This is a genomic window from Marinobacter metalliresistant (assembly GCF_038098645.1).
Taxonomy (GTDB): domain Bacteria; phylum Pseudomonadota; class Gammaproteobacteria; order Pseudomonadales; family Oleiphilaceae; genus Marinobacter; species Marinobacter metalliresistant.
In genome coordinates this window covers 59,513-72,452 of the sequence record NZ_CP101118.1, presented here as the reverse complement: position 1 = coordinate 72,452, position 12,940 = coordinate 59,513, and the positions used below count along the sequence as shown (strand labels likewise).

At 58.6% G+C, this 12,940-nt stretch carries 13 protein-coding genes; 4 read left to right on the top strand and 9 right to left on the bottom strand.

The genetic code is table 11. The features are described 5' to 3' along the window. Window positions 1–109 precede the first annotated feature (109 nt). The 3 genes from NLK58_RS00335 to NLK58_RS00325 form a co-directional block, all read right to left on the bottom strand. Complete coding sequence (locus NLK58_RS00335) at window positions 110–997, bottom strand: histidine kinase (protein WP_117620191.1); 888 nt, start codon at window positions 995–997, stop codon at window positions 110–112. After that, entirely contained in the window at window positions 998–1,624 is a 627-nt protein-coding gene (ampD, locus tag NLK58_RS00330) for a 1,6-anhydro-N-acetylmuramyl-L-alanine amidase AmpD (RefSeq protein WP_117620190.1), read from the bottom strand. Between the two features lie 69 nt (window positions 1,625–1,693). Further along, the gene (locus NLK58_RS00325; RefSeq protein ID WP_117620189.1) at window positions 1,694–4,006 is read right to left on the bottom strand and encodes a DUF1631 domain-containing protein; all 2,313 of its coding nucleotides are present in this window, start codon (window positions 4,004–4,006) and stop codon (window positions 1,694–1,696) included. A 244-nt stretch (window positions 4,007–4,250) separates the two neighbouring features. Between NLK58_RS00325 and nadC the strand changes: the two genes are divergently transcribed. Beyond that, window positions 4,251–5,090: a carboxylating nicotinate-nucleotide diphosphorylase gene (gene nadC, locus NLK58_RS00320; RefSeq protein WP_117620188.1), complete on the top strand. Its 840-nt coding sequence runs from the start codon at window positions 4,251–4,253 to the stop codon at window positions 5,088–5,090. Here nadC and NLK58_RS00315 read toward each other — a convergent pair whose 3' ends face one another. The 5 genes from NLK58_RS00315 to NLK58_RS00295 all read right to left on the bottom strand — a co-directional run bounded on the left by NLK58_RS00315 (window position 5,091) and on the right by NLK58_RS00295 (window position 8,856). Next, on the bottom strand, window positions 5,091–5,426 hold the full coding sequence (locus tag NLK58_RS00315; protein ID WP_117620187.1) for a YqcC family protein: 336 nt from the start codon (window positions 5,424–5,426) through the stop codon (window positions 5,091–5,093). Between the two features lie 12 nt (window positions 5,427–5,438). After that, window positions 5,439–6,236 carry a ParA family protein gene (locus NLK58_RS00310; RefSeq protein ID WP_117620186.1) on the bottom strand — a complete coding sequence of 266 codons (798 nt, stop codon included), beginning with the start codon at window positions 6,234–6,236 and terminating at the stop codon, window positions 5,439–5,441. A 62-nt stretch (window positions 6,237–6,298) separates the two neighbouring features. Next, entirely contained in the window at window positions 6,299–6,997 is a 699-nt protein-coding gene (hda, locus tag NLK58_RS00305) for a DnaA regulatory inactivator Hda (protein ID WP_341581670.1), read from the bottom strand. Further along, window positions 6,994–7,548 carry a CDP-alcohol phosphatidyltransferase family protein gene (locus NLK58_RS00300; RefSeq protein WP_117620489.1) on the bottom strand — a complete coding sequence of 185 codons (555 nt, stop codon included), beginning with the start codon at window positions 7,546–7,548 and terminating at the stop codon, window positions 6,994–6,996. The genes hda and NLK58_RS00300 overlap by 4 nt, the downstream gene beginning before the upstream one ends. A 27-nt stretch (window positions 7,549–7,575) precedes the next feature. Beyond that, entirely contained in the window at window positions 7,576–8,856 is a 1,281-nt protein-coding gene (locus tag NLK58_RS00295) for a DUF2066 domain-containing protein (RefSeq protein WP_376788060.1), read from the bottom strand. Window positions 8,857–9,075: 219 nt separating this feature from the next. Here NLK58_RS00295 and purM point away from each other — a divergent pair, with 219 nt between their 5' ends. From purM to NLK58_RS00280, 3 genes are all read left to right on the top strand, one after another. Beyond that, window positions 9,076–10,140, top strand: a complete 1,065-nt coding sequence (purM, locus tag NLK58_RS00290) for a phosphoribosylformylglycinamidine cyclo-ligase (protein WP_117620488.1) — start codon at window positions 9,076–9,078, stop codon at window positions 10,138–10,140. Then, window positions 10,137–10,799: a phosphoribosylglycinamide formyltransferase gene (gene purN, locus NLK58_RS00285; RefSeq protein WP_341581667.1), complete on the top strand. Its 663-nt coding sequence runs from the start codon at window positions 10,137–10,139 to the stop codon at window positions 10,797–10,799. Before purM ends, purN begins: the two co-directional genes overlap by 4 nt. A gap of 90 nt (window positions 10,800–10,889) precedes the next feature. Then, entirely contained in the window at window positions 10,890–11,618 is a 729-nt protein-coding gene (locus NLK58_RS00280; RefSeq protein ID WP_341581666.1) for a DUF3108 domain-containing protein, read from the top strand. On the opposite strand, the gene NLK58_RS00275 is transcribed toward NLK58_RS00280, so the two are convergent. Beyond that, window positions 11,615–12,892: a valine--pyruvate transaminase gene (locus tag NLK58_RS00275; RefSeq protein WP_341581665.1), complete on the bottom strand. Its 1,278-nt coding sequence runs from the start codon at window positions 12,890–12,892 to the stop codon at window positions 11,615–11,617. The genes NLK58_RS00280 and NLK58_RS00275 overlap by 4 nt on opposite strands. Window positions 12,893–12,940 lie beyond the last annotated feature (48 nt).

Below are 12,940 nucleotides of genomic sequence, written 5' to 3'. Positions count from 1 at the left end.
TTGCTGGCGATTAACTACTGAACAATTGTTCTTTTCTTATATTGTCGCCTAAAGTCTTAAAAACTTGAGCATTATTTGTTGTTAAACTGTAACTTCGCAGGAGTTCTGCTCAGACAACGCCGGAAATCACCAGCAAGGCGAGCGTGCAGATCCACACGAGCATACTTCTGTTCAGTAAATCCCTTATCGCGCTCAGGCTTCGCCCCCCGAAAGCTGTCCACTCATCCGGATGAATCCGGGAAAAACGGGCAGGATCCAGAGCATATCCGGTTAACGCCCCGTTGGCGGAAATCATTAGGACCTCACCGGCTTTTCTCGTCACGCCGGTAAGGGTCTGGCGGGTTTCGCGCAACCAGCCGGCAAGGTCTCCGGCAATTCCGAATGTCAGTGACAACAGCCTTGCCGGAATCCAGCCCGCCCATTCCGATAGCCTTTCGAATCTGGGGCGAGCCGGCGCCTGGGGCCACTGATCTGCGAGCGCAGCCAGCCCCCGGGCCAGAACCGCCACGCCGATTCCCCCGACTGCGTACCAGAAAGCCACCAGGAAGAAACGCTGGAACACCGTTAACATCAGCGTCCTGGACAGGGAAAGATGCATTGCCTCCGGAGACAATGCAGCGCCACGCTCTTCCGCCGGCAAATGATCCTTCACATGGTGCCATGCCGATTGCATGTCTCCCCGTTGCCATGCTTCTGCATAAGGCCGGAGCACCTGCCGCCAGCCGGGTGTTCCCATGATGACCACCAGAACCAGGAACTCCAGCGGGTAAGTCGCCACCGGCCAGCCCGAGGCCACCAGCAGATACTCGGCCACTCCCAGCAACAAGGCCGGAAGCAGAACCAGCGCCAACCCGGTTGCAATTTCCGTTTCGTGGCCCGCCCTGGCACGACTGCCCAGATGAAACCACCGGCGCCAGACGTCATCACCGGAAAGCAGATCCAGGGAATCCAGACGTCTGCGCACCATGTAGGCAAGAAGAAAGACAATCAGCACCATCTAGACGCTCTCCCTCGCTGCTCGTATTTGCTTAAGGGTTGCCCGGAAGTGCTGCCAGTCAAACGCCGGTCCCGGGTCGCTTTTGCGGCCCGGCGCAATATCGCTATGGCCGGCAATGCGACCGGCAGTGATGTCGGGCCAGGCCAGCATGATGAGATCGGCGACACGTGCAAGCTGATGATATTGCCCGGAGGTATAAGGGACGTCATCGGCGCCCTCCAGCTCAATCCCGATGGAGAAGTCGTTACATTCTTCCTGCCCGTCAAAACTCGATCTGCCCGCATGCCAGGCGCGATCAAGCAGGCTGACGAACTGGACAACGGCTCCATCGCGACGAATCAGCAGATGAGCCGAGACCTGAATGCCTTCAATGGTCCGGAAATACGGGTGGGCCGAGTGATCGAGACAATTGCAGAAGAAGTTTTCAATTTCCGGGCCGCCGAAACGCCCTGGAGGAAGGCTTATATTGTGGACAACCAGCAGGGAAATGGCAGCGCCATCAGGGCGGGGCCCGAAGTTTGGCGAGGGACACCAGCGGGCGAAGGGAATCTTCCCGGTTTCACGGAGCGTACTTCGGTCGGAACCGGAATCGGAAAGGCTCGCGGACAAAACGTCTGAATCGGGCAAAATAATTCCAAAAGTTTCAGAGGATTACACTCCCTGATTGAATCACAAACTTGCCCCGGTTGCTACGAGTCAGTCTCTACGGCTGTTCCGCAGGTTATCAATAATTGACTCCAGTGCCCGATCGAAGATCAGGCCATCGTCCAGCATGGTGATTCGGCCCGCCTCCATGTCTGCGGCCAGGGCCTGGCGCTGGTATTCGGCAACCTTGGCACCGCTTCTGTTAACGAATATATACTTCCCGGTTGCCTTGATAAAAGCGGCGAGTTTACACCGGACCCGCGTTTCATCGCGGATGAGTTCAATCCAGGACCCCACCCGAAGGCCGTCCGCTGTTTCCTGCCACTGCGGCGATACCGAACCCGTCACCCCGGTGCGCTCAGGCTGTTCGGCAGCTTCGCCCCCGGCAACCTCAACAGATGATGCAGCAGGCCCTGCAACCGGCTCGTCGTCCCGGGATTCCTCCGGACTCTCAGGGCCAGCCGACGCGTAGTCCTCCGGGCGTTCCGGTTCAGACTGAACCAGATTACCAGCCGGCAACTCGGAAGGGGGCCCTTCCCGTGACGGTGCGGTCACAAGCTTCTGGAATACATCCACATGGGCCAGTTCCAGATCACGGATGGCGGCATCGGTGGCAAACGGATCCCAGGAAATTTCCTGCAGAGCTTTGCGCAGGTCATCAACAATGGCCGGAATGGCCCGCAACAACTCGCTGCGGGTTGAATCGCTGACCGGGCGCGGATCCACACTCCAGACCAGCTGTTCCGTCAGCTTGCGGGCATGCCGCCAGCGGTCACTGCCCTCACCCTCCCGAAGCGCAACCCACTGCAGATACCGGACCCAGGCCTCGTTGAGCAAGCCGGTGACCGGCTCCGGAATAGCATGCTTTTCAGTCAGCTCCTGCACCAGCCCTTCTGCCGCCTCCGAAGCACGCTCCTGACGGGCCCGCCCCTCTTCCGCATCCCGAAGGCGCTGCTCCACGAGTTCCCGGCGACGGCGGTCCAGATCCATGAAGTAACTGAAATCCTTCAGCAACTCCTCGAACAGGGCTACGTTGTCGGTGAATTCGTTCAGAACGCGGTCGACTACAGCTTCTATCTTTTCCCGAAGGGGGTCACGCTGGCCGGTTTTTTTCTCGGCCCAGCCGATCGCGGACAAAGCCATCTCATTGAGCAGCTTACGAACCGGATGACCGCCCCGATTGAAAAAGTTCTTGTCACTCAGGGCGACTTTCAGCACCGGAATCTGCAGGCGCCCGATCAATGCCTTCATGACCGGATGCAGCTGCCGATCTTCCAGAATAAAATCGAACAACATGGACACCAGATTGATTACATCACCGTCCACCTGCCCCGGCTTCAGGCTCTGGCCATCTCCAGCCCGGAGAATGGGTTGTAGCTGCTCATTAAGGGGCATGACGACACCGTCACCCCACTGCCGGCTGTTGGACTGCGCTTCCGTCAGGCGTGCCATAAGGCGATCAGTATCGATGCAGCCTTCACCACCGTGGCCTCGGCCACCGGATGCGGCGTCACCCTGATGCAACAGTGCGCTGAGCTCGGAGAAGGTCGCCCGGGACCATGGCCCACCATAACTCTCACCGGCGGGGGCGCCCGGCGAGACATCAGCACCGGAGGGTGCCCCCGTGCCACCACCTGCGGGCCGTTGACCGGGCCGGGTTGACCCTCTTCCGACCGGCGGACGCTTCATCTCCGGCAACACCCCCTCATTGATCAGCGTCCGGTTCGCCTCCTGATAGAAGTCGCCCAGTGTGTCGGCAAGCAGGCGGTCAAACAGCTTGAGGACCACCAGCTTGGCCCGTATGTCTATGTCAAGATCGGCACAGGCTTCAGCCACCCCGCCACAGATAACTTCCGGGCTCAGGGGCATCTGCGCGTCTTTCAGGTTAATACCCGGTACCAAATGGCCGACCCGCACAGTCAACAGGCGGATCTGTTCTGGGTAACGATTCCGGAGCTTGTTAATCAGGTTATCGATGGCAACCTGCTGCTCCAGCTGTGAATGGTCTACCAGACTGAGCGAATCCTGGTCGATGTCTTCCAGAGAGCCGGTCGCCTGTTGGGGCAGGAACTTTCCGATTTCGTTGAACGCCTGGCTGACATACTGGAGCATCGACACCACCATGGCCTTGCGGCGCAGTCTGAGCTCACGCATGGCATCAAAATAGGCTGTCTGGTCGAGGTTAGTACCTGCCCGGTCGGCAAGTTCGAACAGGGCATCGTCGGCGCGATCAAAAAATCTGGCAAGAACAGATTTCAGTGACTGACCCGAGGCGTCACGCAGGTGAACCAGCGCAGCCGGCAAGGAAAACCGGCCAGGCGGTTTCTGGCCTGAAAAGCTGACAACCTTGTTATCGTGCGCCATGAAGCTGCTCCGGGTCTTGATCGGCCAATATCTGAACTTCTTTCCACCTCACATGATACGAGCTGCCTGCGTCAGGTTGTGTCAGAATTTGTCACCTTTTGTGTAGACCTGACCTGCATCACACTTTAGCAGCCCAACATTAAGAGTAGCAGGCAGGCGGCGAGCGTTTGGCGATTCCCCGAGTGCCCTATAGAATGACCAGCCTCAACATTGTTCCATCCCAAACGACCGGACGCTCTTCCCTATGATCACCGCAGAAATCCTCCGCCAGGCCAGAATCGAAAATGTTGCCCAGAGTCTGCGGGAAGATATTGGAGACGGCGATATCACGGCCAAGCTTATACCGCCGGAAAAGCGTGCCAGCGGCCGGGTTATTACCCGGGAAGCCGCCACCATCGCCGGTCGTCAGTGGGTTGAAGAGGTTTTCCGGCAGGTTGATCCTTCGGTGACGCTTAGCTGGCAGGTTACCGATGGCGAAACCGCGTCACCCGATCAGGTACTTTTCACCATGGAAGGCCCCGCAAGAAGCTTGCTCACCTCGGAACGGTCGGCCCTTAACTGGTTACAGACCCTCTCTGGCGTCGCCACCGCCTGCGCCGGATATGCGGCCAGGGTGGCCCATACTGGCGTTCGCCTGCTTGATACCCGGAAAACCCTGCCCGGGCTGCGCCTGGCCCAGAAATACGCGGTTACCTGTGGTGGCTGTTACAACCATCGCATCGGCCTGTGGGATGCGTTTCTGATCAAGGAAAACCACATTGCCGCGTGCGGCTCCATAGCCGATGCCATTCTGGCGGCTCACCGGATCGCACCGGGCAAACCCGTTGAAGTGGAAACCGAAAACCTTGACGAACTGGACCAGGCCCTGAATGCAGGGGCAGACATCATCATGCTGGACGAATTTTCGCTGGAAGACATGCGCACGGCGGTCGCCAGGACCGCTGGCAGGGCAAAACTTGAGGCCTCTGGCGGGATTAACTCAACCACCCTGGTCCCGATCGCGGAAACCGGCGTGGATTTCATCTCGATTGGCGCACTGACCAAAGACATCAGGGCCGTGGATCTGTCCATGAGGCTGGACTGATCAGCCTCCGGACAGCAAACGGTCGATTTCCTCCAGCTCCCTGACCAGCGCGCTCCCGGGCTCTGGCCGGCCACGAAAATGCTCCTCAGCCATGGGCGCCATGCCGGAAACCGCCGGCAGCGGGTGGTCGTTCTCAATAATCACCTTCATTCTGGCCACAAACACAAACTGCAGCCACTGGTGGAACTCCAGGGTATCGATGCAAAACGGCTTGGTGCTCTGAAAAGCCTGTTCAGGCGGCAACTCCGACTCCCAAAGCCCGAGTTGCCGTAATTCCATCTCAATGTTCAACAGGCTGTCTGCAACCTGCCTGATCGGATGATCGGGTTTGGTCATATCAGTCTCACTTCAGTCAATCAGTGGCTCCAGCTCCACTGTTTCGCCATGCAGAACCCGAAACAGGTCCTCGTACTGGCGTGTCAGAGGGTGCTTGGGCGCCATATGAATCAGGGGCTGCCGGCTCTGATGGGACTCTTTCATTTTCACGGAGCTCGATAGCCTCACCGGCAACACGGGCAAGCCTTCTTCGATGAGCTCCCTGACCAGCTGTCTCGGCAAACTGGCCCGGGGCTGGAACTGATTGGCGATAATTCCCTCAACAACCAGGTCTTCGTTGTGGTCTTCCTGAAGATCACGGATCTCATTGAGAATGTTGTACAGAGCCTGACGGGAAAAATCGTCACAATCGAACGGGATCAGGCAGCGCTGGGCCGCAATGAGTGCCGACCGGGTGTAAAAGTTGAGCGCAGGCGCCGTATCGATGTAGATGGCGTCAAAGGTTTCCTCCAGCTTTTTAAGGGCTTCGCGCAGCTTGTAGATCTTGTGCTTGGCCTCCAGCTTGCGCTCAAGGAAGTCCAGCTCCGGACTGGACGGCATCACAAACAGGTTTTTGAACGGTGTTGCGTGAACGAATTCGTCCGGGCGGCGATTGAATACTGTAAATGCGACGGTCTGTTCAAGCAGATCAGCGGCAGTGTCCTTGAGCTCACTGGCCGGCTTTCCCAGCAAATAATGGGTGGAGTTCCCCTGGGGGTCCAGGTCCACAACCAATGTTCGTTTTCCCCGAGCTGCACTGATAGCGGCAAGATTGCAGGTAATACTGGACTTGCCGACACCGCCTTTCTGGTTGAATACCACCCGTCTCATTTCGTCTCTCCCCTAATAAGCACGTATCGTTCTTTATGATGCCACTATAGCTTCGCGGGCTTTCACCACCCCATGACCGTTTTCACAAACGGGATCGTGAGTCTTCGCTGCGCCTGAAGTGAATTTTCATCCAGTATATCCAGAATGCCCAGCAAATCCCCAAGCCGCCTGGGAGCCCGGCGCATAATGTAGCCGGCGACGTCATCCGCCATCACCAGACCGCGTTTTTCCGCCCGCGCCATCAGAATCTTCAGTCGATCGTCGTCCCGGTAGATCCCCAGCTGGATGGTCAGGCCGTGGCTCAGCCGCGATACCAAGTCTGGCAATTCGAACGGCAGGTTGGCGGGCAGGTCCGACAAACCCACCACCAACAGTCCGCCCTGGTCCTGTATCCGGTTATACAAATGGAAGATGGCTTCTTCCCACAACCGGTCACCCGCAATGCGATCCAGGTCATCCAGACAAATGATGTCCTGGGCCTCAAGGCCGGAAAGTGCCCCGGGGCCAAAGGGGTGCAGCTCGGCAATACTGATGCAGACCGCAGCCTTGCCACGGTTTTCGCTGCGATGGCAAACCGCCTGCAGGAGGTGACTTTTCCCGGTATCGGAATCTCCGCACAGAACAACCACGGGAACCCTGGCGGGCCGATGACACACCGCCTCCAGACGTTTCGCGGCATCCGTGTTGCGATCACCGTGGAAGTTATCAAAGCGCGCATCGTCACGCAGCTTGACGCCAAGTACCAGCTGGGATGCACTCATGACCGTTTGGCCCTCCAGGCCCGCAAACCCCAGACACAAAGGTAATGAACACCACTGAACACCGCCGAGGCGGCGACCAGCACGATGCCGGCATCCACCACCCAGGTCGGCATGGACAAATCGGCCAGCAGCACAATGATCGCCAGTGCCACCAGAATCTGAACGAAGGTATTCACCTTACCAGGGATACTCGGCTCCATATCGTAGCGGCCAACGCTGTAATGGTATGCCAGCGCGCCTGCCACGATCAGCAGGTCCCGCCCCAGAACCACCATGAACAGCCAGACCGGCAGAACGGAGGTCAGTGTAAGCATAAGGTAGGCGGTGATCAGTAGGGCCTTGTCGGCAAGTGGATCGGCAATTGCTCCGAGCCTGGTGCGCCAGTTAAAGTGCCGCGCCAGGAACCCGTCAATTGCATCCGTGCCAGCCGCCAGAAAAAAAATCACCAGTGCCCACCGGTAATCTCCGGCCAGCAACGCGCCTGCAAAGGGAGCTATCAGAAGAATGCGCAGAAACGTCAGGGCATTGGGAATCCAGCGCCAGCTGTGCAAATTCAAAAGACTCCCTCCGGTAACGTCTTACTCTCCGCCATCGCTCCCGATGACAGAAGACGGTTGCCAACGATAATACAGAACCTGGTACAGGGATTCGAACGCCTGCCTGGCATCCTCTTCATCAACGGGCACCGGCTGGTAGGTAAACAGGGACGGGCTTTCTGATTCTCCTGACGATAACGGCGACCCTGCGCCTGCCGGTTGCTCAGTGGCGCTTTCCTGGGCGGTTTCCGTTTCTGGCGCGGCCGACGGCTGACTTGTTACCGACGGAACTTCCGCCGGAACAGACGGGTTTTCCGTTCCCAGGGAGACGAATCTCGGATCGAGGGCAATATATTCCCTGAGCTGATCCAGCTCACCGGAAAAAGCGACTCTCAGAGTCAGTTGGTCTTCCCGTACCCGGTGTGCACCCACACTGACCACCGGCGTCAGCCCCCCGAGAACCTGATTGACCCTGGCATAGTCCTCCAGCGAAGTCACACCACGCAACACAATATCCACTTGCGGGGACTCGCCAACCTCTGCAGCGTCAACGGCATAGCGACTGGCGTACAGCTCGGCCCAGCGATTAATCATCGCCTCGGCCAGAGCGTCGGGGGTCGGGCCGGTTACCGATTCCTCGCCCGAATTCATCGACATGCCATCAAAAACCCAACCGGCACGCCACTGCTCACCACTGCGGCTGACCCGCACCAACGCCAGCACATCGTGCTCCAGATCACCCGATGCGGCCTTCACCCGGCCAACAAACTGACCCCAGATATCTGACAAAAGTTCCCGATCGGTGGTGAAACTTGCTGGAGGCAGCGCCACCGGCAGCCCCCGCTTTCTCGCTGCCGCGTCAAAGGCGGCCTGCCAGGTTCCGCTGGTTTCCTGCACGCGCAGGGTAGCCCCCAGCGTATCATCGGTTATCAGTGTACGGGAGCCACGCTCCTCGGCCGCAATCCATGCAAGCGTCAGTGGGCGGTTGGCGCCCCACACCGGCGCGTTGACTGACGCCAGGGCCCGGTTTACACCTACCGCGCCGAAAGACATGTCCAGGACGCTCTGACCGGAGTCGTCCCGGACTACCTGATAAGATAGCAGCAAGGACTCAGCGTCAGACAGCAGCGCTTCGACGCCTTCCAGGGACAGCACGTCCCTGGTGCCCGAGACACGCACCAGAACCTGGCTCAAACCATCTGAATACCCTTCAGCAAGCTGGCCCGGGGAAGATCCGCCCACGGGCACCCTGGCAGAATACAGGCCGGATACCGTTACCGCGGCTGCCGGGCCGGAAACCCCGCCCAGCAGAAACGTGAACAACACAAACACCCACGCTGCCGATACTGATGTATGTGCCGGCTTTTGTCCTGATACTGACATGAAACACCCTGCAGTTCGCATGAATGGCGCATAGGATACACCATGGTCCAGAGTGTGAGTAGCGGCGCCGGGTTTCAGAAAAGCAATATACATTTGGAGCACCACACTGCACCTGTTAAAATCCGCCACCTGACCCACTGGCCAACGGTTAAGTACACCATGAGCGAACAGAAGCCCTCCCTGACCTACCGTGATGCCGGCGTTGATATAGACGCCGGCAATGAACTCGTCAGCCGCATCAAGGACACCGCAGCGCGCACCCGCCGCCCGGAAGTTCTGGGCGGCCTCGGCGGCTTCGGCGCCATGGTCTCGATTCCTGCCGGCTACAATGAGCCGGTTCTGGTTTCCGGAACCGACGGGGTGGGCACCAAACTCAGACTGGCGATGCAACTGAACAAGCACGACAGCATTGGCATCGATCTGGTCGCCATGTGCGTGAACGATCTGGTTGTCGGCGGTGCCGAACCCCTGTTTTTCCTGGATTACTACGCCACCGGCAGACTCAACGTCGATGTTGCCGCCCAGGTGGTTGGCGGAATCGGTGAAGGCTGCGAACAGGCCGGCTGTGCGCTGGTGGGCGGCGAGACTGCCGAGATGCCGGGCATGTACGAGGGCGACGACTACGACCTGGCGGGCTTCTGTGTCGGCGTTGCCGAGCGCAGTGAAATCATCGACGGCAGCCGGGTTCAGTCCGGCGATAGCCTGCTCGCACTGGGATCATCCGGCCCCCACTCGAATGGCTATTCGCTGATCCGGAAAATCCTGGAAGTGAGCAGCGCCGACCTGAATCAGCCCATGGGCGAGACCACCCTGGCCAACGCCCTGATGGCACCCACCCGGATTTACGTGAAAAATCTTCTTCAACTCATTCGTGAAGTGGACGTGCGTGCACTGTCCCATATCACCGGCGGCGGACTGCCAGAGAACATTCCCCGGGTACTGCCAAGGGGCAGCGTGGCCGCAATCGATACCGCGAGCTGGACGCTGCCTCCGGTATTCCAGTGGCTCAAGGACAATGGCGGTGTGGCCAGCGAGGAGATGTACCGTACCTTTAACTGCGGCATCGGCATGATCGTCTGCGTACCTGCCAACCAGAAGGAGCTGGCTCTGGATACCCTCAAAGCACTGGGCGAACATGCCTGGCAGGTCGGTATCATCGAAAGTGCGGACAGCGAAGACGCAGAGGCATCCGTTCGCTACGCACCCGGACTTCTGTCGGCATGAAGGCAGATCAGACCCCATTACCGAGAATCCTGGTGTTAGCCTCCGGCAGCGGCACCAACCTGCAGGCACTGATCGACGCGAGCCGTGAACGGGAATTTCCCGGGCAGATTGTTGCGGTCGGCTGTAACCAGCCGGGGGCCTTCGCCCTGGAGCGTGCAGCCCAGGCCAACATTGAAGCCTTCGTGGTAAACCACAAGGATTTCGGCTCCCGTGAGGAGTTTGATGCTTCCCTTATGGCGGAGATTCTCCGCCATAACCCGGATCTGATCGTGCTGGCAGGTTTCATGCGGATCCTGACCACCGGTTTCGTCCGCACCTTCCGGGGCAAGATGCTGAACATCCACCCTTCTCTGCTGCCGAAGTACACCGGTCTGAAGACCCATCAACGAGCGCTGGAAGCCGGCGACAAAGTTCATGGGGTCTCCATCCACTTCGTGACAGAGGAACTGGACGGCGGGCCGGTCATCGCCCAGGCAGAGGTGTCGATCGCACCCGACGATACCCCGGAGTCCCTGGCGGAGAAAGTTCAGGAAAAGGAACACGTTCTTTACCCCATCGTAGTCCGCTGGTTCTGCGAGGGCCGGGTTCAGTTGGGCAGCGATTACGTGATGTTTGACGGAGAGCCCCTGAACGCGCCCATGCGCCTGCCCGATAACTGATCCATCGCCTGAACGAATTGTCATCTCCGTATCTCACCCGGGCAGCTACACTGTCGCCATCGATGACGGTATTTGTTCGGGTTTAGCTATATGCACTCACTACTAACCTCCAAACTCCGGGGCGCAGCATTGTCGCTCTGCCTCGGCATTCTGGCAGGCTCCGTCCAGGCGGAGTCGGACACGGGGCTTACACCCTTTGAAGCCAGCTACACAGCGGCCATGGAAAAAGGCATCTCCCTCAGTGGCACCGCAAAACGGACTCTGACATCTCAGGGCAACGATATCTGGCTCTACCGAACCGATGTTGATTCCTTTATTGCCAGCATTGATGAATCCCTGATCCTCAGATGGGAAAACGGTCGGGTCGTGCCGATGAGGTACCGCTACCACCTTTCCGGGTTTCTGATAAAGGATCGGAAGCATTCCATCGATTTCGACTGGTCGACAGGTGTGGCCACCGGAGAGTACAAGGGCAAGCGCTTTGAAATCGAACTGGAGGAAGGGGTCCTGGATCCGCTCGGCTACCAGCTCCAGTTGCATCAGGATATCCGCAACGGCGAACGTGATATGACCTACAAGGTCATTAATGGCCGGTCAGTTGATGAGGAGCGTTTTGCCGTCATAAACGGCGAGGCTACAAGCACCGGTGGCGACGGAACAGCCTTTCTGAAAGCGGAAAAGGTTCGGGAGGACTCGAAGCGCCAGACCCTGATGTGGTTCTCGCCCGAGCAGGATTTCCTTCTCGTGCGGCTGCGACAGGTGGAACCAGACGGCAGCAGCTACGAGCTGAAACTGGAAGCGGCGGATTTCGGGCCCTAAACCTCGCGCCCAGCCTCACGCCAGACGGCTTTGACTTCATCCGCGATGATCCTCAGACCCTCGGCAACCCGCTCATCGTCCTGGGAGTAGGTCACACGCAGGCACTCGTGCCGGTGTTTCCAGCCGTCCTCCGGCAGCCCCGGAAAGAAATAATGGCCGGAAACAACCAGCACACCACGGGCTTTCAGTCGCTGGTACAACTCAAGGCTGGTGATCGGCAGATCCGGGAACCACAACCAGAGAAACATCGCGCCCTCCGGCTTGTGGAGATACCAGCGGCAACTGTCCTCCCCCATGGCGTCCCGAAAAACTGCTACCGCCTTCTGCATTTTCGCCTTGTAGAATGGGCATACCACCTCGCGGCTCAGCGAGAGGATCTCGCCGGACCTGACCAGCGGATCCGCCAGCATGGCTCCGAAACTACCCGTGGCCAGGTTCACGATGGCGTTAATGCCCGAGAGCGCCTTGATGATCGGCTCAGCCGCAATCACAATACCCGTACGCGCCGCTGGCAGACCCAATTTCGACAGACTCAGGCAGAGGATAATCTGCTCGTTCCAGGTGGGCGTTGCGTCGACAAAAAGCAGGCTGGGAAACGGCGTGCCATAGGCTCCGTCAACGATCAGGGGCACGTCGTGGTCACGCGCCAGCTGCTCAAGACGCGCAAGCTCGTCGTCGGTCACCACATTGCCGGTCGGATTGGTGGGCCGCGACACACAGATAGCGCCCGTCTCGCCGGTCACTTCCACGGCATCAAAGTCCACCCGGTACTTGAATTCGTGAGCATCGGTAAAGGAAATATCCGGCTGAACCGCGTGAAACAGGCCAGGCTCGATGCCAGCGTCGGCGTAGCCGATGTATTCCGGTGCCAGAGGCAACAGAATATGCTTGCGCTGACCTTCACCGTAATCGCCGCCAAACATGTTGAACAACATGAAGAAGGCGGCCTGGCTGCCATTGGTAAGCGCGATGTTCTCAGGCTTCAGGCCCCAGTTGTACTCGCGGTTCAGCATCTCGGCGAGCGCGGCGATAAACTGCTTTTCGCCCTGGGGCGGATCGTAAATGCCAACCAGACGCCGGACATCGCTTTCGCTGCGACTCATGTCCGCCAGAATTTCCTGCACTCGCTGCTGAATCTCGGGAATATGCCCCGGGTTACCGCCGCCCATCATGATCATGTCGTCGCCGGATGCCATGGCATTACCAAGGTCATCCATCAGGGACGTAATACCGGCATCGGCGGTAAATTTGCGACCAAATGCAGAGAGTTTCATGAGGTAAATTCCGTCTGACCAGGGCTGAAAACAATAAAGAACACTGAA

Coding starts and splice junctions, on each gene's coding strand:
- NLK58_RS00335 (WP_117620191.1), bottom strand. CDS start 997: ATGGTGCTGATTGTCTTTCTTCTTGCCTACATGGTGCGCAGACGTCTG.
- NLK58_RS00325 (WP_117620189.1), bottom strand. CDS start 4,006: ATGGCGCACGATAACAAGGTTGTCAGCTTTTCAGGCCAGAAACCGCCT.
- nadC (WP_117620188.1), top strand. CDS start 4,251: ATGATCACCGCAGAAATCCTCCGCCAGGCCAGAATCGAAAATGTTGCC.
- NLK58_RS00315 (WP_117620187.1), bottom strand. CDS start 5,426: ATGACCAAACCCGATCATCCGATCAGGCAGGTTGCAGACAGCCTGTTG.
- NLK58_RS00310 (WP_117620186.1), bottom strand. CDS start 6,236: ATGAGACGGGTGGTATTCAACCAGAAAGGCGGTGTCGGCAAGTCCAGT.
- hda (WP_341581670.1), bottom strand. CDS start 6,997: ATGAGTGCATCCCAGCTGGTACTTGGCGTCAAGCTGCGTGACGATGCG.
- purM (WP_117620488.1), top strand. CDS start 9,076: ATGAGCGAACAGAAGCCCTCCCTGACCTACCGTGATGCCGGCGTTGAT.
- purN (WP_341581667.1), top strand. CDS start 10,137: ATGAAGGCAGATCAGACCCCATTACCGAGAATCCTGGTGTTAGCCTCC.
- NLK58_RS00280 (WP_341581666.1), top strand. CDS start 10,890: ATGCACTCACTACTAACCTCCAAACTCCGGGGCGCAGCATTGTCGCTC.
- NLK58_RS00275 (WP_341581665.1), bottom strand. CDS start 12,892: ATGAAACTCTCTGCATTTGGTCGCAAATTTACCGCCGATGCCGGTATT.